This window comes from Methylobacterium sp. J-043, assembly GCF_022829505.1.
In the GTDB taxonomy this organism is placed as follows: domain Bacteria; phylum Pseudomonadota; class Alphaproteobacteria; order Rhizobiales; family Beijerinckiaceae; genus Methylobacterium; species Methylobacterium extorquens_A.
Genome location: NZ_JAKSYB010000034.1, coordinates 265,226 through 287,279 on the forward strand (window position 1 = coordinate 265,226; position 22,054 = coordinate 287,279).

The 22,054-nt window shown below is 68.2% G+C and carries 19 protein-coding genes and 1 pseudogene; 12 read left to right on the top strand and 8 right to left on the bottom strand.

The genetic code is table 11. The features are described 5' to 3' along the window. Positions 1–375: 375 nt before the first annotated feature. The 3 genes from MKK50_RS07920 to MKK50_RS07930 form a co-directional block, all read right to left on the bottom strand. Positions 376–1,791: a septal ring lytic transglycosylase RlpA family protein gene (locus MKK50_RS07920; RefSeq protein ID WP_499021562.1), complete on the bottom strand. Its 1,416-nt coding sequence runs from the start codon at positions 1,789–1,791 to the stop codon at positions 376–378. A gap of 234 nt (positions 1,792–2,025) precedes the next feature. Next, the gene (locus MKK50_RS07925; RefSeq protein ID WP_253370780.1) at positions 2,026–2,379 is read right to left on the bottom strand and encodes a ribbon-helix-helix domain-containing protein; all 354 of its coding nucleotides are present in this window, start codon (positions 2,377–2,379) and stop codon (positions 2,026–2,028) included. After that, positions 2,363–3,043: a division plane positioning ATPase MipZ gene (locus MKK50_RS07930; protein WP_253370782.1), complete on the bottom strand. Its 681-nt coding sequence runs from the start codon at positions 3,041–3,043 to the stop codon at positions 2,363–2,365. The genes MKK50_RS07925 and MKK50_RS07930 overlap by 17 nt, the downstream gene beginning before the upstream one ends. A gap of 359 nt (positions 3,044–3,402) precedes the next feature. On the opposite strand from MKK50_RS07930, the gene MKK50_RS07935 reads away from it, so the two are divergent. Continuing rightward, positions 3,403–3,969, top strand: coding sequence for a hypothetical protein (locus MKK50_RS07935; protein WP_499021565.1), 567 nt, complete (start codon positions 3,403–3,405; stop codon positions 3,967–3,969). Between the two features lie 124 nt (positions 3,970–4,093). Here the strand turns inward: MKK50_RS07935 and MKK50_RS07940 are convergent, their stop codons facing one another. From MKK50_RS07940 to MKK50_RS07950, 3 genes are all read right to left on the bottom strand, one after another. Further along, the gene (locus MKK50_RS07940) at positions 4,094–5,446 is read right to left on the bottom strand and encodes a COG3904 family protein (protein ID WP_499021567.1); all 1,353 of its coding nucleotides are present in this window, start codon (positions 5,444–5,446) and stop codon (positions 4,094–4,096) included. 223 nt (positions 5,447–5,669) lie between these two features. Beyond that, positions 5,670–6,452, bottom strand: a complete 783-nt coding sequence (cobF, locus tag MKK50_RS07945; RefSeq protein ID WP_499021569.1) for a precorrin-6A synthase (deacetylating) — start codon at positions 6,450–6,452, stop codon at positions 5,670–5,672. Between the two features lie 554 nt (positions 6,453–7,006). After that, the gene (locus MKK50_RS07950) at positions 7,007–7,810 is read right to left on the bottom strand and encodes an invasion associated locus B family protein (protein WP_253370790.1); all 804 of its coding nucleotides are present in this window, start codon (positions 7,808–7,810) and stop codon (positions 7,007–7,009) included. Between the two features lie 423 nt (positions 7,811–8,233). Between MKK50_RS07950 and budC the strand changes: the two genes are divergently transcribed. Continuing rightward, positions 8,234–8,998 (top strand): meso-2,3-butanediol dehydrogenase, encoded by a 765-nt coding sequence (budC, locus tag MKK50_RS07955; protein ID WP_499021572.1) that lies wholly within the window; start codon positions 8,234–8,236, stop codon positions 8,996–8,998. A 60-nt stretch (positions 8,999–9,058) separates the two neighbouring features. Here budC and MKK50_RS07960 read toward each other — a convergent pair whose 3' ends face one another. Then, positions 9,059–9,961: a response regulator transcription factor gene (locus tag MKK50_RS07960; RefSeq protein WP_253370794.1), complete on the bottom strand. Its 903-nt coding sequence runs from the start codon at positions 9,959–9,961 to the stop codon at positions 9,059–9,061. Then, positions 9,954–13,169 (bottom strand): hybrid sensor histidine kinase/response regulator, encoded by a 3,216-nt coding sequence (locus tag MKK50_RS07965; protein ID WP_499021575.1) that lies wholly within the window; start codon positions 13,167–13,169, stop codon positions 9,954–9,956. The genes MKK50_RS07960 and MKK50_RS07965 overlap by 8 nt, the downstream gene beginning before the upstream one ends. On the opposite strand from MKK50_RS07965, the gene MKK50_RS07970 reads away from it, so the two are divergent. The 10 genes and pseudogenes from MKK50_RS07970 to MKK50_RS08015 all read left to right on the top strand — a co-directional run. Next, positions 13,159–13,284, top strand: a complete 126-nt coding sequence (locus tag MKK50_RS07970) for a hypothetical protein (protein WP_499021578.1) — start codon at positions 13,159–13,161, stop codon at positions 13,282–13,284. The two genes, MKK50_RS07965 and MKK50_RS07970, sit on opposite strands and share 11 nt — an antisense overlap. 344 nt (positions 13,285–13,628) lie before the next feature. Beyond that, entirely contained in the window at positions 13,629–14,882 is a 1,254-nt protein-coding gene (urtA, locus tag MKK50_RS07975; protein ID WP_253370799.1) for an urea ABC transporter substrate-binding protein, read from the top strand. A gap of 109 nt (positions 14,883–14,991) precedes the next feature. Further along, positions 14,992–15,918 carry an urea ABC transporter permease subunit UrtB gene (urtB, locus tag MKK50_RS07980; protein ID WP_253370801.1) on the top strand — a complete coding sequence of 309 codons (927 nt, stop codon included), beginning with the start codon at positions 14,992–14,994 and terminating at the stop codon, positions 15,916–15,918. Positions 15,919–15,931: 13 nt separating this feature from the next. Continuing rightward, complete coding sequence (urtC, locus tag MKK50_RS07985) at positions 15,932–17,101, top strand: urea ABC transporter permease subunit UrtC (protein ID WP_499021581.1); 1,170 nt, start codon at positions 15,932–15,934, stop codon at positions 17,099–17,101. 10 nt (positions 17,102–17,111) lie between these two features. Next, complete coding sequence (gene urtD / locus MKK50_RS07990) at positions 17,112–17,900, top strand: urea ABC transporter ATP-binding protein UrtD (protein ID WP_253370805.1); 789 nt, start codon at positions 17,112–17,114, stop codon at positions 17,898–17,900. Positions 17,901–18,033: 133 nt separating this feature from the next. Further along, on the top strand, positions 18,034–18,723 hold the full coding sequence (gene urtE, locus MKK50_RS07995) for an urea ABC transporter ATP-binding subunit UrtE (RefSeq protein WP_499021609.1): 690 nt from the start codon (positions 18,034–18,036) through the stop codon (positions 18,721–18,723). An 11-nt stretch (positions 18,724–18,734) separates the two neighbouring features. Further along, the gene (locus MKK50_RS08000) at positions 18,735–19,751 is read left to right on the top strand and encodes an alpha/beta fold hydrolase (RefSeq protein ID WP_499021583.1); all 1,017 of its coding nucleotides are present in this window, start codon (positions 18,735–18,737) and stop codon (positions 19,749–19,751) included. 168 nt (positions 19,752–19,919) lie between these two features. Then, positions 19,920–21,149 (top strand): formamidase, encoded by a 1,230-nt coding sequence (gene fmdA / locus MKK50_RS08005; RefSeq protein WP_499021585.1) that lies wholly within the window; start codon positions 19,920–19,922, stop codon positions 21,147–21,149. 64 nt (positions 21,150–21,213) lie between these two features. Further along, a complete protein-coding gene (locus MKK50_RS08010) occupies positions 21,214–21,531 on the top strand; it encodes an FmdB family zinc ribbon protein (protein WP_253370811.1) in 318 nt (105 codons plus the stop codon). A gap of 166 nt (positions 21,532–21,697) precedes the next feature. Beyond that, positions 21,698–22,054 (top strand): annotated as a pseudogene (locus MKK50_RS08015) (carbohydrate porin); the annotation flags it as partial.

Below are 22,054 nucleotides of genomic sequence, written 5' to 3' on the forward strand. Positions count from 1 at the left end.
CGGGCCTTCGCTCGAAGCCGCCTGGGCGGCGTCGAACATCACAGACGACGGTCTGCGGAGGCTGGGGCGCCGTTGTTCGAGGAAGCTGCGGGCCGATCGCAGCGAGCGACGGCCCTGCCGGCAAAGCGGTGTCATGCCAAATCCGATTGATCCCGTCGGGATAGCGGATTTGGGCTTCGGCGGGATCCCATCGCGCTAAAGCATCATCCCGAAAGCGGATTGCCGGTTTTCGGAAGAAGATGATGCAAAAACAAAAGTCTAGAGCATCGTAGTGGATCCGATATCCAGGACGATGCTCTCGCGCGATGGGTACTCTCCTCAGGCGCCGCGCGGGCTCACTGATCAGCGTCCCGCTTGAATCAAGCGGAAACCGTATCAGTTCGCCGCCGCGACCTGCGAGCGCTTCGGCTTGAGGCCGGAATGGCCGGGGGCCTGCGCCACGGCGGTCTTGCTGGCCGTCTGGCCGGCCGTCTTGGCGGCGGGCTTGATCCCCGGCTTCGACGCGGTGCCGGCCGGTACGCCGCCGGCGAGCTTGGCCATCGCCTGCTTCGCAGTGGGGGGCATCGCCGCCACGCGCTGGGCCGGTTCGGGCGCTACGGTTCTGCCGACGGGCTTCAAGGCGACCCTGGTGGCGACCTGCTGAACCGGCGCCGCCTTCATCGGCACCGCTTGCGCAGTACGGACGGGCATGGAGGTGCCCTTCACCGGAGTGGAGGCCACGCGCGCCGGGGCTGGAGCGGTCGCATCCTTGTGCCGGCCCTGTGCCGGCTGTGCGGAGCGGCCGGCTTCGGCCATCATGCGGCGCGGTTCGGGGGCAGGCTTGGCCGAGGCGGCGGCGAGCGCCACCGGAGCCGGGCGGAACGGCGCGGCGCGGGCGGCGGTCGGCTGCAGGGCGGCCGGGACGGCCACCGCCGCGCTGGCGAGCACGATCGGCGCGGACCGGGCCGGGCGCGCGACCGGGGCTGCGGTTTCCGGCGCGTCGTCGTCGCGCTCGCCCGCCGGACGGAAGGCGAGTGCGCGGGAGGCGCGTTCGAGCCGCTCGGGCGCGGCCTCGGGCTCGGAGGGGCCGAGATCGGCCACCATGACCGGCGCACGCCCGATCGCGGCGGGGCGGCCGTCGGTGCGCAGGGTCGCGAGAAGCTTGCGATCGTCGCTGCCGGCGACCGAGGCCTTGCCGGCATACTCGACGCGCACCCGCGCCGTGCCCTTGCGGTGGAATTCGAGCGCGCGGGCCGCCTCCTCGGACACGTCCATGAGACGGTTGGCATGGTAGGGGCCGCGGTCGTTGACGCGCAGGATCATCGAGTGGCCGTTGTCGAGGTTGGTCACCCGGACATAGCTCGGCAGCGGCAGCGTGGGGTGTGCGGCGGCGATGGAGTGGCGGTCGAAGACTTCGCCGTTGGCGGTGACCCGGCCGTGGAAGGCGCTGCCGTACCAGGAGGCGAGACCCTCGCGCATGTAGCCGCGGGCATCCTCGCGCGGCACGTAGGTCTTGCCCGCCACCACATAGGGCTTGCCCGAGAAGCGCCGCCCGCCCCCCTTCGGGATCACGTCGCCCTCGTTGTAGAGGCGGCGGCTCGCCTTCACGCCGTATTTCGGATCGATCTCGCTGCCCGAGGACGCGCCGCCCGCGAGCTTGGCCGGGTTGTTGGCGCAGTTGGCGGTCGTCAGCGCCACCGCGCAGACCGCCAGGAGCTGCAGGGCCGGTCGCAGGACCGCCGCCGCACCCCGCGTCGGAGCGTCCGCGGCCGTCCCGATCGATGCCAAATCCCGTGGCATGACATGAGTCATGTCGCTCGCCCGCTCCCCGCCTACGCCACAGAGTTCCCTCAAGGCCGCGGAAAGCTGGGCCTCAGGGGATCACGCTACGCCGAGCCGGAACAGACGCCCGGCCGTCCCCAGAGGATCGTCCGGACGCGGTAAAGGAAGGCTGAACGGGTGGCCGGGCGGCGGGTGAGCCGGGGCGTTGCGCACGCAAAAATTCTCAAGGAATCGAGCGGAAAGCTGCGCCGCGCGTTCCGTTTCTCAGCGCGGGTTCTCGCCCAGCACCTGCTCGATGGAGCGGGCGCCGCGCTGCTTGAACAGCAGGTCGAGGGCTTCGAGCATCAGGGCGTGCATCTTGGTGCGCTCGGCATAGGCCAGATCCCGGAGCTGGTCGTAGACCGGGGGCTCCAGATAGACCGACATCTGCTTGGCGCGCTCCTTGAGGGTGCCGGCCCGTGCAGCAGGCGCCGAGGCCGCCAGATCGAGCCGGACGACCTCCGCTCCGGTCGGGGCGTTCGCCTTCGCGGCCGATCGGGCTGCGCCCTTCCGCGGCCCGCCGGCCGGGCCGGCGGAGGCGACGATCGAGGCGAGGTCGAGCTTAGGCGGCCTTGACATGCTTTCTCGTATCCTTGGCCGTCACGGCCTTGCTCGTCCGCTGCCCGGTCGCCTGCATGCGGCGCTCGATCCAGCTCCACAGCCGGCGCACCTCGCCCGCGGCCTGACCCTTCGGATTGAACTCGGTGACGCCCTGGCCGACGCCGATGGCGTCCTGATGGTCGTTGCGTGCCACGATGTTGACGTCGGGCAGGATGCCGAGCACCGCGAGCCCGTCGGCGGCGTCGCGGATGCGGTAGGAGCGCGGCGGCGTCTGGTTCAGGACGAAGGCGAACTTCTTTTCCAGGCGGTAGACGGCGGCGAGCGTCGGCTTGAAGGCGCGCAGGTCGGCGGGGGTCGGCCGGCAGGGAATGATGCACAGATCCGCCGCGCGGATCGCGGAGAGCGTGCCGTTGGAATCGATGCCGGGGGTATCGATGAAGACGTAGTCGTAGGACGACTCTGCCAGCCGCTCCATCACGAGGTCGATCTGCGTGGCGTCGATCTGGGCCACTTCGGGGCCGTCGGCGGTGCGGTGATCGAGCCAGTCGGTGATCGTGGCCTGCCGGTCCATCTCGAGGATGCAGACTGCGTGCCCGGCTTCCTGTGCGGCGACTGCGAGCGAGATGCACAGGGTGCTCTTGCCGCTGCCCCCCTTCTGCGTGACGAACGTGATCGCTTTCATGCCGGCCACCCCACCGTTCTCGGTTTCGTCAGGCTGCCGGTCCTGTGATGCCGGGGCTGCCCAGACCCCGGATTTCGCCCAACATGGTTAACCACCCGTTAAGGCCGGGGCCGGCCTCGACTCTCATTCTGTTGACTTGAGGTTGGGTTTTTCCAGTTCCGTTACCTCAGCGCTTTACGAGGGCGGTTGCATTCCGTTATCGTAACTTAAGGCAGGATTTGCCGCAGAAAATTCACTTGAGATTGCAATTTTCGCCGTATCGGCGGCAAATTCTGCGTTCGTCGGGTCGATGCTGGGGCTCCCTGAGAGGCCCGGGCTGCGGTTGCGCATGCCTGCGGACGTGATGCCGGTGCCTTGAGATGACGGCTTTTCAACCTGACCTTCCTTCCGCCTTCGCCGGCTCCGCCTGCCTCGGTGCCTGGGCTCATGATCCGAATTCCAACCGGCTCGCCCTGTCTCCGGTCCTGGCACGCCTCCTGGCGGTACCGGCAGCCTTGGCGGCCGGAGCGCCTCTGACGCTGGCGCTGGCGGCGGTGGAGGCCGAGGACGCAGTCCGGCTGGAAAGCGTGCTGCGGGCAGCGGGGGAGGACGGGCGACCGTTCGAAGCCGAGTTCCGCACGCGGCCCGGCCCCGACGGTCCGCGCTGGCTGCGGCTGATGGGGCGGAGCGGGCGCGATCCCGAAACGGGGGCCCTCACGACCCAGGGGCTCGCCTTCGACCTGACCGAAGGGCGCCGGCCGGTCGATTCGGAGGTCCACCAAGCTCAGCGACAGGCCAACCGTCTCGCTGACCATGCGGCAGCGATGAAGGGGCTGGTGGCGGGCCTGCGCAACCCGCCCCTGGCCCGCCTCGTCGACGAGGTCGCCGTCGAGGTCGGCCACGAGCTTGCCCGCCATCTCCGCGGCACCGGACGGCAGGTGCACTGATACGGTTTCCGCTCGATTCAAGCGGAACCGTATCGGCAAGCCCGCGCGGCGTTTGAGCGAAGCCCAAATTCGCCATCCCGAAGGGAGCAACCGAATTTGGTATGACCGGCGCGGCCGCCGGGATCTATCGCGGTTGCGCGGAGGCTTCGAGCGCGGGGCGCAGGCGTGCCGGCGGCGCGGGGAAGAGGAGCGGGCGCAGGGCCTGCGCCGCCTCCGGCATGGGGCGGGCCAGGGCTGCGGCGAAGGCTTTTCGCAGGGCCGAGCAGCCGCGCCCGCGCGCCGGCTTTGGTGAGGCCCCCACCGTCGCCGCCGCGCTTGCGACCTGCCTCGGTGGCGTCTCCCGGAGGGGCTGAAGCGCAGCCTCCGTCGCCCTCAATCCGAGAGCCCGCGACAGGACCGCCCGTCCCTCGGCGAGCTGTCCGGCGCCGAGGCGTGGCCGCGTCAGCACCGCGCCGACCCCGTCCTCGGCCGACGCGCAGATCCGCCTCCGATCCGGGTTCTGACGCTGCATCGTCCGCAGGATCATCCGGCCAAGATCGGTCAGGGCGGCCGGGTCGGCCTCGGTGAGGCTTCGCGCCACGGCCTGCGCCGCCATCCGGCGGACACCATCGACGGCGTCCCCCTCCGAGCGGCCCCGGCGATAGCCGTCGAGATACCATGCGGCGATCGGCGCGATCGTCCCCGGCGCGTCGGCCTCCACCGCGTCCAGCAGCGGCACGTCGCGCAGGATCGCGGAGCGGGCCCGCTCCGGGTCGGCGCCGGCGTCGAGGGTGGAATCGGGAAAGCGGTAGGCATCGACCCGGCCGGTGGCGACGCCGGCCCTCATCAGGGTGTCGGTGTCGGGGATCATCAGGTCGTCCGGCCGGACCTTGAGGGCGGCCTCGACGAAATCGGCGCTCACGCCCGCGGCGAGGTAGGCGGCGCGCTCGGGCGCGCTATCGGCCGCGATCTCGACGCCGAACGGACCGGTCTCGTAGGGCGCGTGGAAGCCGAGCCGCGTCTCCGCCAGAACCAGCCGCTCGCGCCCGCGCACGAAGGCCAGGGTGCAGGCGGAGACGCAGTAATCCGGCACGTAGGTGACGAGGCCGTGCTCCGCGATCAGCGCCCCGATGGCCGCACCCTCATCGACCAGGCCGCCCTCGCTGGTGAGATGGATGCGTTCGACCGCGCGGTGAGCCGCAAGCAGCCCGGCGAGCCGCTCGGCCGCCCCCTCGGTCAGCTCGCCGAACAGGCGTATGTCGCGTTCGCCGGGCCCGAGAACGATGCGGGTCGCGGGCGCTTCCGGCGCGGTCGCGTGGAGTTCGGTGCGGGTGGTAAGCCCGCCGCCGACCGGGCCGATCGCTCCGCGCGGACCTGTCGGCCGGCCTGGGACGGAGAGCAGGATTCCCGCCATCAGGGCCCCGGCCAGCCCCACCGAGACGCAGGCAACCCCGCGCCAAGCAGCGCCGCGCATGACCCGCCGCGAGCCAGCCGCCATACTTCGCCCCCACAGGATGGTTCGGATTCTCGTTCGATCCGAGAAGTGTCCATCGCGAGAGCGGCGAAGCAAGGCCTTTGCCAGGGCGAAAAAGCGTCGGGAGGCGGCCCTTGTTGCCGGGGACGGCAGGGGCGGAAGAAATCGGTTTCGAGCGGCCCGTTCGCGGCAGAGTGCTTTCCTGCCTCGACATTATGTCGCAGCGCGAGGGGTGACGTCGGTGGTGTCAGGGAGCGGGCTTGAGCAGCAGATAGATGTCCATGATCCAGCCGTGGCGGGCGCGGGCCTCCGCGCGCACCCGTCGGATCTCCTCGGCCACGTCGCCGAGCCGGCCGGCGACGAGCAACTCGTCCGGCGTGCCGAGATAGGCGCCCCAGTGGATCGTCAGCGCGGGGTCGAGCCCCTCGAAGCGCGGGTCGCCATCGAGCATCACAACGGTGGCGCCGGGCTCCTCGCCCAAGCCGTCGCCCAAGCCATCTCCCAAGCCGTCGCGAAGCCGCCGGCCGGTGGTGATCCGCACCGGTTCGCCGATGCGGTGGAGCGGGATGCGGTGGGCGGCGGCGAGCGCCTGCACACTGGTGATGCCGGGGATCACGTCGTAGGTGAAGCCGACGCGGCCGCGGACGAGCACGCGCTCCAGGATCCGCAGCGTGCTGTCGTAGAGGGACGGGTCGCCCCAGACGAGGAAAGCGCCCCGCTCGTCCTCGCGCAGATGCTCGGTGATCAGCCCCTCGTAGACGGCCGCGCGGGCCGTGTGCCAGTCCTCCACCGCCACGCCGTAATCCGCCGGGCGGCGGTCGCGCTCGGGGTCGGCAGCCTCGACGAAGCGGTAGGGCCGCCCTTCGATGTAGCGGTCGCAGATCTGGCGGCGCACGCCGAGAAGGCCGGCTTTGGCTTCCCCCTTGTCGAGGGCGAAGACCGCATCGGTCGCCTTCAGCGCCTGGATGCCCTGAATCGTCAGGTGCTCCGGGTTGCCGGTTCCGATGCCGATGACGTGGATGTGTCGCACGGTTCACGCTTCCGGCCGGGCTTGGTCCCGGCGACATCCCCACAAGGGGAAAAATGTGGAAGCGGCTTCTTAACGGATCCGGGCCATGAAAGGAGCCTCCGGATCGGACGGTGCCTGGACCGGCTGAGGCTCAGCCCACCAGCGCCGTGAGGCAGGTGCCGAACAGGGTGACGAAGGTCATCGTCGCCATGAACTTGATGTCTTCGATGCGCTGGCTCATTGCCTGAACTCCGTTGCGGCTCCTTCGCGGCCGCCGTGATCCGTTAAATAACCCCTAACCTTGTGCAGTGGGATTGCGCGGTGCGTTTCGTCACCATTGCTCCCGCTATCCCGAAGGCGGCTCGGCGAAACATCCTTAACGACAACTTGGCGGTTGACTGTGGCCGCCCGGCTGATCTGGGACAGGCTGAACGCACGACGCTCCTTGAGGTTGCGGCCCGCCCTTCGTTTTGGGCGATCGGGAAGCGGCCGTGCGGTCCGCTCCGAGAACGAGAAAGCCCCGCCGTGGCGAGCACGGCGGGGCTTTCTTTCCGAAATCCGTTGAACGGCGCGACTTACTTCGGCGCGGCGTTGGCGGCCGGGGCTGCGGGCGCCGGGGCGGCGCCGGCCGAGCCCTGCTGCTCCAGCTTCTTGCGCATGTCCTCGCTGCGCTTCTCCATCTCGGCCTGGAGCTTCTTCTGCTGCTCTTCCAGCACCTTCGGGTCGATGGCCGGGCCGTCGAAGGCCTTGCCGAAGCCGGTGAGCGGCACCGCGAACACCACCTCGCGCTGGGTCTGGTTCTGGACGCGGACGTTGAGCGTGGTGCCCTTCTTGAAGCCGTTCATCAGCTCGTTCGAGACGCCGCCGGCCTCGGCGAAGCAGCCGTTGGGGAAGCAGACCGCGAACTTGCCGCCGGTCACTTCCTTGCCGTCGACATCGAAGCGCATGCCGGGTGCCAGCATCAGGCCGAGCGGCAGCAGGAAGCGGACGACCTTCACCTCCTGCTTCGTCGCAGCATTCTTCATGTCGTAGATCGCGACGGCGAGCACCGGCTGGCCGCTATCCGACACGAAGTCGCGGGTGGTGTAGCAGACGTCGGTGCCCGAACCCTGATCCTTGCCGCAGACCTTGGTCCAGTCGGCCTGGCTCGGCTCGGACTTCACGTTGATGAGCTGCGGGCCGGCGCCCTGGGCCTGCTGCTGGGCCGGCGCGGCCGGCTGGGCCTGCGCGGGGGCCGGGGCCGGGGCGGGAGCGGCCGGCTTCTTCTGCGCGAAGGCGGTTCCGCCCAGGCCGGCGCCCAGGCCCGCCATGGCGAGGATCGCGGCCACGCGCAGCGGGCGCGCGGAAGGCTTGGCCATGGAGAACTTGGCAAGGAACATCGGCGTTATGACCCCTTCAACGGATGGCGCGTAGATACGTGACGCGGTGCTCACTCGGTCCGCCGCGGCCCCGCGGGAGGGCCGCAGGCCCGGCCGATCGGTCCGAGGCGCGGCCTTCCTGGCGCGGTGCGCCGGATCGGCATATGCGGCCTCGGGCGCGGCACGATTTCTACCCGAACGAGACGGCGGCCTGCTTTCCCCCGGAATGCGGCGAAGGCATGACGCCTGCGCCGTACACGCCTGCATGCGCCGCCTCAAGTCGCAGGCCCGGATCGCGTGAAGATCGCGGGGCGGTTTGACTGGTTTTACGCATCGAGATGTCGTGTTCGGGCCCTGCCGGACTGTCAGGAACCCGCCCCGGCGGGGACGGTTGACCGGGCTTCGGGCGAGGCCAGCCGCCTCGCCTACAGCACGGGAGGCCGCATGGGCCGGTTTTCGAACAAGGTGGTTCTCGTCACGGGGGCCGCCTCCGGAATCGGCGAGGCCGCCGCGCGCCGCTTCGGCCGGGAGGGGGCGAGCCTCGTGCTCGCGGACCGGAACGCGGACGGCCTGCGCCGCGTCGCGGCCGAGATCGAGGCGGCGGACGTGCACACGGAGACCGCCGACCTCTCGAAGGCCGACGCGTGCCGGGGCGTGATCGAGGCGGCGATGGCCCGGTTCGGACGGCTCGACGTGCTGATCAACAACGCCGGCAAGGATCATCTCGGCCGGGTGGACGAGGGTGACATCGGCGACTTCTCGACGGTGATCGAGACCGATCTCTACGGCGTCTTCTACATGACGCGCTTCGCCCTGCCGCACCTGCGCGAGGCCCGCGGCTGCATCGTCAACGTCTCGTCGGTCTCGGGGCTCGGTGGCGATTGGAACCACAGCTTCTACTGCGCGGCCAAGGGGGCGGTGACGAATTTCACCCGCGCCGTCGCGCTCGATGAGGCGAAGAGCGGCGTGCGGGTGAATGCGGTCAATCCGAGCCTCGTCTACACGCCGTTCACCGCCGGGATGCAGGACCAGCCCGAGCTCGTGGCCAAGTTCGAGGAACGCATCCCGATGGGCCGGGGCGCGCAGCCCGACGACATCTCCGGCGCCATCGCCTTTCTGGCGAGCGAGGACGCGCACTTCATCACCGGGGTGAACCTGCCGGTCGATGGCGGCCTATCGGCCTCGAACGGCCAGCCGGCTTTGAGCTGAGGGCGCCTATCGACGGATCGCTTCGGCGCCGCCTCGCGACGACGGCGGTGCTGCGCCGGATCAATCCAGATCGCGCAGATGCCGCGCCGCGACCGCCGAGGCGGCGGTGCGGTTCTCGACGCCGAGCTTGGCGTAGATGCCTTCCAGGTGCTTCGTCACCGTGCGGGGGCTCAACCCTAAAATCTCGCCGATGTCGCGGCTCGACTTGCCGCGGGAGAGCCAGAGCAGCACCTCCGCCTCGCGGCCGGTGATCGGTAGGCGCTCGCGCAGCCGTTCCAGCCCGGCGGCGGCGGGATCGCCGGAGAGGCGCAGCAGGATCTCCGGCCCGGTGCGGCCGATGAAGCTCAAGGTATGGATGCGCCCCTGCGCATCGGTGAGCGCAAGGGGCGCGGCGGCGCCGGCAAGGCATTTGGCGAGCCAGTCGCGCCCGCTCGGGGGAAGGCTCAGCGGCTCGCTGGCCCCCAGCGCGGCAAGCACCTGGGCGGCCTGTGGCGTACACCACAGGACCGCGCCCGCGGCATCCACCGCGAACAGGGTGCGCCCGGCGGTGTCGAGCGCCGCCCGGGCGCTCTGGGCCGCCCGCGCGCTCGCGAGATGGACGCGGATGCGCGCCAGAATCTCGTCGGGGGCGATGGGCTTGGTGACGTAGTCGGTCCCGCCCGCGCCGAGGCCCTTCACGATGTGCTCGGTCTCCGACAGCCCGGTCATGAAGATCACGGGAACGTGGGCGAGATGTCCCTTGGCCTTGAGCCGGCGGCAGGTCTCGAACCCGTCCATGCCCGGCATCACCGCGTCGAGCAGAATGATGTCGGGGGTGATCTCCTCCACGAGGTCGAGGGCGAGGTCGCCGCCCACCGCGACCAGTACCGTGGCGCCGGAGCGCTCGATCGCCTCGGTGAGGAAGCTCAGCGTATCGGGGGAATCGTCGACGACGAGGACGATGTCGCGCCGCGTGTCAGGCATCGCGGGCCAGCCCCTCCAGAACGCCGACATAGCGGCGCATGTCGTAGGCCGTCACCAGCCCGCGCATCTGCGCGATGAAGGCGGGCGGCACGGCGGCGTCGGTCTCCAACTCGGTGAGCTTGGCCTCGATGCCGCGCACATGGCCGATGCGGCCGAGGCGCAGCAGGGCGGCGACGTGCTCGGCCGGCACGGCTCCGCCGCGCGCCGCGCCGTCCTTCGCGGCGTCGGCCGGACACTCGGCCCCCATGATCGGGCGGGTTTCCGGGGCGGGGCCGGGCATCGGGCGGGCGGTACCCAGAAGCCCCGTGATCCTCTCCAGAAGGTCCTGCATGTCGAACGGCTTGGCGATGATGTCGTCATGCGGCGCATCCGCTCCGCGGCTCGGGCTAATCTCGTGGACGTTGGCCGACATCATCGCGATCCGGGCGGCAAAGCCGGTCTCGCGCAACGTTCGCGCCACTTCCCAGCCGCTCATGCCCGGCATGGCGATGTCGAGCAGGATCAGCGCCGGCTCGCGCGCCTTCGCCAAGGCAAGACAGGCCGGGCCGTCCGGCGCCTCGGCGACCGTGAAGCCGAGAGGTTCGAGGATCTCGCGCATCAGCGCGCGGTGGGCGGGATCGTCGTCGGCGACGAGAACGAGGCGGCCGGCCTCCGTCGGGGCCGGGCGTGCCCAGGCGGCGGGGGGCGGCATCGCGGCGGGCACGGGGCGGTTCACCGAGGCCAGCATCAACCGCACCCGGAAGCAGGTGCCGGCCCCGACCCGGCTCTCGACGGTGATCTCGCCGCCCATCACCTGCGCCAGCAGACCCGCGATGGTCAGCCCGAGCCCGGTGCCGGGCGCCGCGCGGGCGGCGGGCATCGAGCCTCGCTCGAACGGCTCGAAGATCCGGCCGAGATCGGCCTCCGGAATGCCGAGGCCGGTGTCGCGGATCGTGAAGACGGCGACCTGCCCGCGATAGGTCATCTCCAGGGCGACCTCGCCCTCGGGCGTGAACTTGATGGCGTTGGAGAGGAGGTTGAGCAGGATCTGGCGCAGGCGCTTCTCGTCCGTCGCCACCACCGCCGGCAGAATCTCGGGCCGGGTGAAGCGGAAACGCAGCCCCGCGCCCTCGGCCTGCAGCCGCACCATGTCGACGATCTGGGCGAGGAAGTCGGCAAGCCGGATCTCGTTGCGGTGGGTTTGGAGCCGGCCGGCCTCCATCCGCGAGATGTCGAGCAGGCCGTCGATCAGTCCGGAAAGATGCTGGGCGCTGCGGCGGATCACCCGGATGCCGTTTCGGCGGGGTTCCGGAATGCTGGGGTCGCCCTCCAGCAACTGCGCGTAGCCGAGAACGGCGTTGAGCGGCGTGCGCAACTCGTGGCTGATGCCGACGACGTAGCGGCTCTTGGCGAGGTTGGCGGCCTCCGCCGTCTCCTTGGCCTGCTGCAGCTTGGCGTCGGTGACCTTGTGGGCGGCGATCTCGGCCTCGTAGAGGGCGGTCTGGCGCGCGGTCTCCTCCTGCGCGACACGGCGGCTCTCCTGGGCCAGCACGAACAGCCACGCGACCACGCCGAGAATGACGATCAGGATGAAGAACAGGCTAGTGAGCGCCGCGCGCAGGGTTTCGCCATGCTCCGGATGCGCGGCGGCCGCACCCGCATGGACGATGACGAGGATCAGCCCGATCACCGTGATCAGGGTCATCATCAGCGCGAGGTAGCGGCCGAGCGGCGCGCCGATCCAGGCTGCGGTGCGGGCGGGCAGCACGCGGGAGAGCGCGTCGTGGGCCTGCACCTCCAGCCGCCCGTGCGCCTTGCACAGGTCGCCGCAGCGGGCATCGAGCGAGCAGCACAGCGAGCAGATCGGCCCGGAATAGGCCGGGCACTGGGCCATGTCCTCGGCCTCGAACGGGTGCTCGCAGACCCGGCAGGTGATCTCCTCCCGATCCCAGGCGGTCTGTGGGTCGCGGGCGAGGTAGCGCTTGCCCCCGGTCGCGAGCGCGATGGCGGGTGCGGCGGCGAAGGCGGTGGCGAGCGCCAGCATCGGCGCGAAGGGCTGAATCGCGTCGCCGAACAGGCCGGCATGGACGAGGCAGCCGGCGATGAGCGAGAGCACCATCGCCCCGGTGCCGACGGGGTTGATGGCGTAGAGATGCGCCCGCTTGAACTCGATGCCCGGCGGCGACAGCCCGAGCGGCTTGTTGACCGCGAGATCGGCGGCAAGCGCCCCGACCCAGGCCGAGACCACGCAGGCATAGAGCGGCAGCGTGCTCTCGATGGTCTTGTCGATGCCGAGTTCCATCAGCAAGAGCGCGATGGCGACGTTGAACACGAGCCACACCACTCGGCCCGGATGGCTGTGGGTGAGGCGCGAGAAGAAGTTCGACCACGCGATCGAGCCGGCATAGGCGTTGGTCACGTTGATCTTGAGCTGCGAGATCACCACGAACAGGCCGGTCAGCGCCAGGGCGACGCCGGGCGAACCCGAGACGTAGCCGAAGGCGACGGCGTACATCTGCGTCGGCTCGGCGGCGCGCTCCGGCGAGATGCCGTGGCCCAGCGCCAGCACCGTGAGGAAGGCGCCGAGCAGGATCTTGAGCATGCCGGGCACGATCCAGCCCGCACCCGCCGAGAGCACCCCGATCCACCAGCGCCAATCGCCCTTCCCTTGGGGCGGCGGCATGAACCGCAAGAAGTCCACCTGCTCGCCGACCTGCGCCAGCAGTGCCAGCAGGATGCCGGAAGCGAGCCCGAACAGGCGCAGATCGAAGCCCGCGCCCGCGGCTTCCAGGCCGGGATAGCCGGTGAAGGCTTCGAACGGCACCGGCCCCGAGAGCCAGATGCAGACGAGCGGCAGCAGGTTGAGGCCGATCCAGAGCGGCTGCGTCCAAAGCTGGAAACGGCTGATGAGGCGGATGCCGTAGATCACCAGCGGGATCACCGCCCCCGCGCTGACGATGTAGCCGATCCAGAGCGGCAGGCCGAAGCAGAGCTGCAGCGCCAGCGCCATGATCGCCGCTTCGATGGCGAAGAACAGGAAGGTGAAGCCGGCATAGATCAGCGAAGTGATCGTCGAGCCGAGATAGCCGAAGCCCGCGCCGCGGGTGAGGAGGTCGATATCGACCCCGTAGCGGGCGGCGTAGATGGTGATCGGCGCGGCGGTGGCGAAGATGATGAGCCCGACGACGAGCACGGCGGCGAACGTATTGGTGAAGCCCGTGGCGAGCACCAGCGTGCCGCCGATGGCTTCCAGCGCCAGGAACGAGAGCGAGCCGAGCGCCGTCTGCGCGATGCGGAAGGACGACCAGCGCCGCGCCTTCTTCGCGGTGAAGCGCAGGGCATAGTCTTCCAGCGTCTCGTCGGCGACGAGGCGGTTGTAGTCCCGACGGATCGGGATGATGGACCGGGCGCTCAGGGGGCCGTCCTCACGATGGGCGGATCACCAGCTTGCAACGGATGTGCCGGCCAAGAACCTGTCCAACCGTCCGTCACGGCACTGCACAAGAGAACCCTAACGATCGGCGCTCACGGAATCGAGAGCGGCACGCTACGGCCCGGTCTGCCGCGCTGACATACGCAAAACAGCGTATGGGCCGTGACCCGCCATCAAGCCTAGCCTCCACCCTGTTCGAGCACGGCCGCCGACCGGCAGAGCCGTGCCGAGACAAGATACAGGGGTTGAGGCACGATGGCGGACGACAAGAAGGGCCCGGACTCGGCCCTGCGGCGCAAGCTTCTCATGGGTCTCGCGGGGCTTCCCGCGCTGGCGATGATGCCGCGGATGGCGTTTGCCGCCGCACCGACCTCGGCCGTCAACACGACCGGGCTCGCGGTGACCGATAGCGAGGTCACGGTCGGCATCCTGCACTCGGCCACCGGCACCATGGCGATCTCCGAGACCGGCTCGATCCAGGCCGAGAAACTCGCCATCGCCCAGATCAACGAGATGGGCGGCGTGCTCGGCCGCAAGATCAAGGTGATCCAGGAGGACGGCGCCTCCGACTGGCCGACCTTTGCCGAGAAGGCCAAGAAGCTCCTCGTCAACGATCATTGCGCCGCGGTGATGGGCTGCTGGACCTCGGCCTCGCGCAAGGCCGCGCTGCCGGTCTTCGAGCAATACAACGGCCTCCTGTACTATCCGACCTTCTACGAGGGTCTGGAGCAGTCCAAGAACGTGATCTACACCGGCCAGGAGGCGACGCAGCAGATCCTCGCCTCGCTCGATTGGGTGGCCAAGGAGAAGGGCGCGAAGTCGTTCTTCATGGTCGGCTCGGACTACATCTGGCCGCGCACCTCGAACAAGATCGCCCGCAAGCACATCGAGAACGTCCTCAAGGGCACGGTTGCCGGCGAGGAATATTTCCCCCTCGGCCACACCCAGTTCAACTCGGTCATCAACAAGATCAAGCTCAAGAAGCCGGACGTGATCTTCGCCGACGTCGTCGGCGGCTCGAACGTTGCGTTCTACAAGCAGCTCAAGGCGGCGGGCATCGATCTCAACAAGCAGACCCTGCTGACGATCTCGGTCACCGAGGACGAGATCGACGGCATCGGCGGCGACAACATCGCCGGCGCCTATTCCTGCATGAAGTACTTCCAATCGCTGAAGAACCCGAACAACGAGAAGTTCGTCGCCGCCTTCAAGAAGATGTGGGGCGACAAGACCGTCATCGGCGACGTGACCCAGGCCGCCTATCTCGGCCCGTTCCTGTGGAAGATGGCGGTGGAGAAGGCCGGTTCCTTCGATGTTGACAAGGTCGCCGCGGCGTCCGCCGACATTGAGTTCAAGGAGGCGCCGGAAGGCTACGTGAAGATCCACCCGAACCATCACCTCTGGTCGAAGACCCGCGTCGCCAAGGCCCTGCCGAGCGGCCAGTTCGAGGTGGTCTACGAGAGCCCCGAGCTGATCGAGCCGAACCCCTTCCCGAAGGGCTACCAGTAGTCGCGGGCGCTCCGGTCCCCTCCCTCGCGGGAGGGGACATCCGCGACATGACGGGCGTGGCCCGACACTTGCTGCGCTCTCCCAGAAAATTCCGCCGGAGTCACAAGCCATGTTCGGCGACTATTCGCTCGCAGACCTCAGCTCGATCTTCGTGATGCAGGGCTTCGCAGGTCTGATCCTGTTTTCCGTCTACGTGCTGATGGCGCTCGGTCTGGCGATCATCTTCGGCCAGATGGGCGTCATCAACATGGCCCACGGCGAGTTCATGATCCTGGGCGCCTACGTCACCTATCTCTGCTCGAGCTTCTTCCAGACCTACCTGCCCTCGCTGTTCGGCGCGTACTTCTTCGTCGCCATGGCGCTGGCCTTCCTGGCGTCCGGGGCGATGGGGATGCTGGTGGAATGGGCGCTGATCCGCCACCTCTACAAGCGCCCGCTCGACACGCTTCTCGCGACCTGGGGCCTCTCGCTGATCCTGCAGCAGGCCTACCGCACAATCTTCGGCCCGCGCGAGGTCGGCGTCGAACTGCCTTCGTGGATGATGGGCTCGATCCCCGTCACCGATTCCATCGAGGTGCAGATCAACGGCCTGTTCGTGATCGCGGTCACCACCGTCATCACCGTGGGTGTCGCGGTGATCATGTACCGCTCGCGCTTCGGCGCGCAGATCCGCGCGGTGATGAGCAACCGCCCGATGGCGGGTGCCGTCGGCATCGATACCGAGAAGGTCGATCGCACTACCTTCGGCCTCGGTTGCGGCATCGCCGGCATCGCCGGCTCGGCCTTCACCATGATCGGCTCGACCGGGCCGACCTCGGGCCAGCTCTACATCGTCGACACCTTCCTGATCGTGGTTTTCGGGGGCGCGGCAAGCCTGCTCGGCACCATCGCCTCGGCCTTCTCGATCTCACAGACCCAATCCACCCTCGAATTCTTCCTCTCCGGCTCGATGGCCAAGGTGCTCACCCTGCTCGCGGTGGTGGGAATCCTGATGCTGCGGCCGCAGGGCCTGTTCACCCTCAAGGTCCGTCGCTGAGGAGCGCGCCCCAATGACGAGCCCAGTTCAGTCTCTGTCGAAGGCGGTCACCGTCAACGACAACCCCTTCATGAAGCCGGTCGAGTGGGTCAGCCTCGCGCTGCTGGCCGGCGTGATCCTGGTGGTCCTGCCGCTCGTGCTCGACGGCTTCCGCCTCAACCTCGTCGGCAAGTATCTCACCTACGCCTTCGTCGCCCTCGGCCTCGTCATCTGCTGGGGCTATGCCGGCATCCTGTCGCTCGGCCAGGGCGTGTTCTTCGGGCTCGGTGGCTACTGCATGGCGATGTACTTGAAGCTGGAGGCGTCCAGCGTCGAGAACACGAAGATCCAGTCGACGCCGGGCATTCCCGACTTCATGGATTGGAACCAGATCACGGAGCTTCCCTGGTTCTGGCACCCGTTCCAGAGTCTGCCGCTGACGCTGCTCCTCGTCGTCGCGGTGCCGGTGGCCTTCGCTTTCCTCATCTCGGTGGCGATGTTCAAGCGCCGCGTCGGCGGCACCTACTTCGCCATCATCACCCAAGCCATCGCCGCGATCCTGACGATCCTGATCGTCGGCCAGCAGGGCTATACGGGGGGCATCAACGGCATCACCGATCTGCGTACCCTCCACGGCTGGGACATCCGCCAGGATAGCGCGAAGTTCATCCTCTACTTCGTCAACGGCGGCCTGCTGATCGGCTGTATCCTGATGGCGCAGTACGTGAAGAAGTCGAAGCTCGGGCGCATTCTCGTGGCCATGCGCGAGAAGGAGGACCGGGTCCGGTTCTCGGGCTACTCGGTGGCGGGCTTCAAGGTGTTCGCCTACTGCCTCGCGGCGGCTTTCGCGGCGATCGGCGGGGCGATGTTCACCCTGCAGGTCGGGTTCATGTCCCCCTCCTTCGTCGGCATCGTGCCCTCGGTCGAGATGGTGATCTACACCGCGGTCGGCGGGCGCCTGTCGCTATTCGGCGCGGTTTGGGGGACGCTGCTCGTCAACTGGGCCAAGACCTCGTTCTCCGAGAGCTTCCCCGACCTCTGGCTGTTCGGCCTCGGTGCCCTGTTCATCGCCGTGGTGCTGATCTTCCCCAACGGTCTCGCCGGCATCTGGCGCGAGCACATCGAACCCCGCCTGTTCCGCAAGGCCAAGGGTCTGGCCCCCGTCGCCGGCCCCGTCCTGCCCCACGGCACCCCGGCCGAGTGAGGAAACACCCATGAACGCGGCCATCCTCCCCTCCTCCGCCCCCATCGGCACGCCCGCCGATGAGAAGGACTTCCTGCTGGCGGTCGAAGCGCTCACCGTCTCCTTCGACGGGTTCAAGGCGGTCAACGACGTCTCGTTCTACGTCGATCCGGACGAGATCCGGGTCATCATCGGCCCCAACGGCGCCGGCAAGACCACGGTGCTCGACCTGATCTGCGGGCGGACGCGGGCCAGCTCCGGCTCGATCAAGTACAAGGGCCAGGAACTGACGAAGCTCTCCGAAAGCGCGATCGTCCAGGCCGGTGTCGGCCGCAAGTTCCAGACGCCCTCGATCTACGACGACCTGACGGTGTTCGAGAATCTCGAGATCTCGTTCCCCCGCGGCCGTTCGGTGTTCGGGGCGCTGACCTTCAAGCGCGACGCCGAGGTGCGCGACCGCATCCACGAGATCGCCCAGACGATCTTCCTGAAGGATCAGCTCGACGAGCGAGCCGAGTTCCTGAGCCACGGCCAGAAGCAGTGGCTGGAGATCGGCATGTTGCTGATCCAGGACCCGGAACTGCTGATGCTCGACGAGCCGGTGGCCGGCATGAGCGTCGGCGAGCGCATCAAGACCGCTGAACTCCTGAACCAGATCATCAAGGGCCGCTCGGTGCTCGTGATCGAGCACGACATGAAGTTCGTCGAGGACATCGCCCACCGCGTCACCGTGCTCCACCAGGGCAAGGTGCTCTCGGAAGGGTCGATGGATCGGGTCAAGAACGACCCGAAGGTCATCGAAGTCTATCTCGGTCACTAAAGTATTGCTTTTGCATCATCTCCTTCCGAAAGCCGGCAACCACCTTTCGGGATGATGCTTTAAGGGCGAACGGATCATGCTCCAGACTTCTCCCTCCTCGCTTGTGCCGCCGGTCGTGCCCGGCACCGCACCGATGCTCGCGATCTCGGATCTCCACGCGGCCTACGGCCAGAGCGAGGTGCTGCACGGCATCGACCTCGACGTCGCGCCCGGCGAGATCGTCGCCGTGATGGGCCGCAACGGCATGGGCAAATCCACGCTCATGAAGACGCTGATGGGGATCGTGTCGACGAAGTCCGGCACGATCGCCGTGGACGGCACCGACGTCACCGCCCTGAAGAGCCATGCCCGCGTGGCCAAGGGTCTGGCTTACGTGCCGCAGGGCCGGATGATCTTCTCCACCATGACGGTGCAGGAGAACATCGAGACGGGGCTCACCGTCACCGGCTCGCGCAAGGTGCCGCAGGATCTCTACACGATGTTCCCGGTGCTCCTGGAGATGAAGGGCCGGCGCGGCGGCAACCTGTCGGGCGGCCAGCAGCAGCAGCTCGCCATCGCGAGGGCGCTTGCCAGCAATCCGAAGGTTCTGCTCCTCGACGAGCCGACCGAGGGCATTCAACCCTCGATCATTCGCGAGATGGGGCGTACGCTGAAGAAGATTCGCGACGAGCGCGGTCTGTCGATCGTCGTCTCCGAGCAGGTGCTAAGCTTTGCCATGGACGTGGCCGACCGGGTTCTCGTGATCGAGAACGGCTCGATCGTCCACGAGAGTTTGCGCGCCGACATCGACGAGGCGCAGGTCGCCCGGTTCCTCTCGGTCTGAGGAGTGTTGCGATGGCCGATTACGAGACCTTCGAACTCGGCGACGTCGTCCTGCAGTCGAAGCAGACGATCCGCGGAGCTCGGCTCGCCTTCAAGACCTACGGCACGCTCAACGCGGCACGGGACAACGTCATCGTCTATCCGTGCTGGTATTCCGGCACGCATCTCGAGAACGAGTGGCTGATCGGGCCGGGCAAGGCGCTCGACCCGGACCGGTATTTCATCATCGTGCCGAACATGTTCGGCAATGGCCTGTCGTCCTCGCCGAGCAACACGCCAGCACCCTTCAACGGGCCGCGTTTCCCGAAGGTCACGGCCTACGACAACGTGGTGCAGCAGCACCGGCTGGTGACGGAAGTGTTCGGCATCGAGCGGATCAAGCTCGTCACCGGCTGGTCGATGGGCGCGCTCCAGACCTTCCACTGGGGGGCGATCTTCCCCGACATGGTCGAGCGCATTCTGCCCTTCCAGGGCTCGGCCAAATGCTCGCGGCACAACTTCGTCTTCTTGGAGGGGGTCAAGGCAGCGCTCCAGGCGGATGCCGCCTTCGCCGACGGCTTCTACGCCGAGCCGCCGCAGAAGGGCCTGCGCGCCGCCGCCCGTGTCTATGCCGGCTGGGGCTTCTCGCAGACCTTCTACCGGGTCGAGGCCGACCTGAAGCAGATGGGTTACGCCTCGCTCGAAGACTTCCTCGTCGGCTTCTGGGAAGGCTGGCTCTTGGAGAAGGACGCCAACAACCTGCTCGCCATGCTCTGGACGTGGCAGAACGGCGACATCTCGGCCAACGACCTCTACGGCGGTGACGTCGAGAAGGCGCTCGGCGCGATCACGGCCAAGGCCTTCGTGATGCCGGCCTCGACCGACCTGTATTTCCCGCCGGAAGACAGCGCCATCGAGGTCGAGCACATGCCGAACGCGGAGCTGCGCACGGTCGAGACCTATTGGGGCCACTTCGCCGGTGGCCCCGGCACCTCTCCGGACGACATCAAGGTGCTGGATGCAGCCCTGAAGGAGCTGCTCGCGCGCTGAGCCATCGGCGGGGCGCATTGGCGGCCCGCCCGAACCGATCCGGTGCCGGAAGCGCGCCGGGTGAACGAAGAACGACAACGTCGATCCACAGGGGCGGCCGGACTCATGCCGGGTACGCAACGGGGACGGCTGCCTGAATTCCGGACGTAAAAAGGAGCGGCGAAGGAAATGCCCGAGACCCTGATCAAGGTCGATCTCACGCAGTCGGCCTACGACAACGACATGGTGCACAACCGCTGGCACCCCGACATCCCGATGGTCGCCACCGTGAAGCCCGGCGACGACTTCATCGTCGAGACCTATGACTGGACCGGCGGCTTCATCAAGAACAACGATTCCGCCGACGACGTGCGCGACATCGACCTGTCGATCGTGCACTTCCTGTCGGGCCCGATCGGCGTCGAGGGTGCCGAGCCCGGCGACCTGCTCGTGGTCGATCTGCTCGACATCGGCGCCAAGCCCGAGAGCCAGTGGGGCTTCAACGGCTTCTTCTCGAAGAACAACGGCGGCGGCTTCCTCGACGAGCACTTCCCCCAAGCCCAGAAGTCGATCTGGGATTTCGAGGGCATGTTCACCAAGTCGCGCCACGTGCCCGGCGTGCGCTTTCCCGGCCTGATCCATCCCGGCCTGATCGGCTGCCTGCCCGATCCGAAGATGCTGGAGACCTGGAACACCCGCGAGAAGGCGCTCTACGACACCAACCCGAGCCGGGTGCCGGCGCTGGCCACCCTTCCCTTCGGCCCGACCGCGCATATGGGCCGGCTTAAAGGAGACGCGAAGGATGCGGCCGCAGCGACCGGCGCCCGCACGGTGCCGGGGCGCGAGCACGGCGGCAATTGCGACATCAAGGATCTCTCGCGCGGCTCGAAGATCTACTTCCCCGTCTACGTACCGGGCGCCGGCCTCTCCATGGGCGACCTGCATTTCAGCCAGGGCGACGGCGAGATCACCTTCTGCGGCGCCATTGAGATGGCGGGCTGGGTCCACCTCAAGGTGAGCCTGATCAAGGATGGCATGGCCAAGTACGGGATCAAGAACCCGATCTTCAAGCCGTCGCCGATGACTCCGAAATACGACGATCACCTGATCTTCGAGGGGGTCTCGGTCGATGAGTACGGCAAGCAGCATTACCTCGACGTCACCGTCGCCTACCGTCAGGCCTGCCTCAACGCGATCGAGTACCTGAAGAAGTTCGGCTATTCGGGCGCCCAGGCCTACTCGATCCTCGGCACCGCCCCGGTTCAGGGCCACATCTCCGGCGTCGTCGACATCCCGAACGCCTGCGCCACGCTCTGGATTCCGACCGGCATCTTCGACTTCGACATCAACCCGTCCGAGGCCGGGCCGACGAAGTTCCTGGACGGCTCGATCCAGATGCCGCTCTCGCCGGATCTTTGATCTTTTGGGTTTGCCGCGCTCTCCGGGCGGCAAACCGCAGACACTTTGCCTGAGAGCGCTTGATATGCCGGTCTACGACTACGCCTGCGAAGCTTGCGGACCCTTCACCGTGCTGCGCCCGATGGCGCAGTTCAAGGACCCGCATGACTGCCCGGATTGCGGCGGGGAATGCCAGCGCGCCTTCCTCACCGCCCCGCGGATCTCCGGCATGGATGCGGGCCTGAAGGCCGCCCACGCCACCAACGAGCGCAGCCGGCACGAGCCGCGGCGCTCCGGTGCCCACGGGGCCGGCTGCGGCTGCTGCTCGCCGAAGAAGACGAGCGCCGCCCCCGCGGCGGCCAAGAGCTTCCCGAACGCGCGGCCCTGGATGATCAGCCACTGATCGAACGGCCGTCTCCGCGGCGGGCGCCCGACGTGCCCGCCGCTCCACCTCCGGGAGGATGGATCGAACCGAAGAACAGCTCCGTGGAGGAGCCGCCGGCCGCGACACGACAAGCGGGACGAACCCTGTGGGCGGGCCGGTGCAGAGGACGGGTTGGGGACTGACGATGACCGAACGAGTGATACAGACACGGACCAGACGCCGCCGCGGCGTGAGAATCGGAACGGCCGGAGCCCTGTTGGCGGCGGGCCTCACCACCGCGACCGGCGCGCTTGCGCAGCAGGCCTCGCCGGTGGGCCAGTTCAACGACCAGACCCAGCCGCGCACCGATCCCAACATCGCCGAGAAGGCCACAGACCCGGTCCGCGTCGGACCGCTCGCCCCGTGGGCCACCCACATGGCCGAGCGCGGGCTCACCTTCGACATCAACATCTACAACTTCTACCAGGCCAACCCGTCGGCCGGCCTGCGCACCGGCGAGCAGTCGAACTCGACCTACTTCGTCCTCTCCATGACCGCCGAC

Excerpts from the sequence above, each read along its gene's own strand:
- urtE (WP_499021609.1), top strand. The coding sequence starts at position 18,034 with ATGCTCGCGATCTCGGATCTCCACGCGGCCTACGGCCAGAGCGAGGTG.
- urtC (WP_499021581.1), top strand. The coding sequence starts at position 15,932 with ATGACGAGCCCAGTTCAGTCTCTGTCGAAGGCGGTCACCGTCAACGAC.
- fmdA (WP_499021585.1), top strand. The coding sequence starts at position 19,920 with ATGCCCGAGACCCTGATCAAGGTCGATCTCACGCAGTCGGCCTACGAC.
- MKK50_RS07950 (WP_253370790.1), bottom strand. The coding sequence starts at position 7,810 with ATGTTCCTTGCCAAGTTCTCCATGGCCAAGCCTTCCGCGCGCCCGCTG.
- MKK50_RS07920 (WP_499021562.1), bottom strand. The coding sequence starts at position 1,791 with ATGACTCATGTCATGCCACGGGATTTGGCATCGATCGGGACGGCCGCG.
- MKK50_RS07925 (WP_253370780.1), bottom strand. The coding sequence starts at position 2,379 with ATGTCAAGGCCGCCTAAGCTCGACCTCGCCTCGATCGTCGCCTCCGCC.
- urtB (WP_253370801.1), top strand. The coding sequence starts at position 14,992 with ATGTTCGGCGACTATTCGCTCGCAGACCTCAGCTCGATCTTCGTGATG.
- MKK50_RS07940 (WP_499021567.1), bottom strand. The coding sequence starts at position 5,446 with ATGGCGGCTGGCTCGCGGCGGGTCATGCGCGGCGCTGCTTGGCGCGGG.
- MKK50_RS07935 (WP_499021565.1), top strand. The coding sequence starts at position 3,403 with ATGACGGCTTTTCAACCTGACCTTCCTTCCGCCTTCGCCGGCTCCGCC.
- budC (WP_499021572.1), top strand. The coding sequence starts at position 8,234 with ATGGGCCGGTTTTCGAACAAGGTGGTTCTCGTCACGGGGGCCGCCTCC.
- urtD (WP_253370805.1), top strand. The coding sequence starts at position 17,112 with ATGAACGCGGCCATCCTCCCCTCCTCCGCCCCCATCGGCACGCCCGCC.
- MKK50_RS07930 (WP_253370782.1), bottom strand. The coding sequence starts at position 3,043 with ATGAAAGCGATCACGTTCGTCACGCAGAAGGGGGGCAGCGGCAAGAGC.
- MKK50_RS08010 (WP_253370811.1), top strand. The coding sequence starts at position 21,214 with ATGCCGGTCTACGACTACGCCTGCGAAGCTTGCGGACCCTTCACCGTG.
- MKK50_RS08000 (WP_499021583.1), top strand. The coding sequence starts at position 18,735 with ATGGCCGATTACGAGACCTTCGAACTCGGCGACGTCGTCCTGCAGTCG.
- urtA (WP_253370799.1), top strand. The coding sequence starts at position 13,629 with ATGGCGGACGACAAGAAGGGCCCGGACTCGGCCCTGCGGCGCAAGCTT.
- MKK50_RS07960 (WP_253370794.1), bottom strand. The coding sequence starts at position 9,961 with ATGCCTGACACGCGGCGCGACATCGTCCTCGTCGTCGACGATTCCCCC.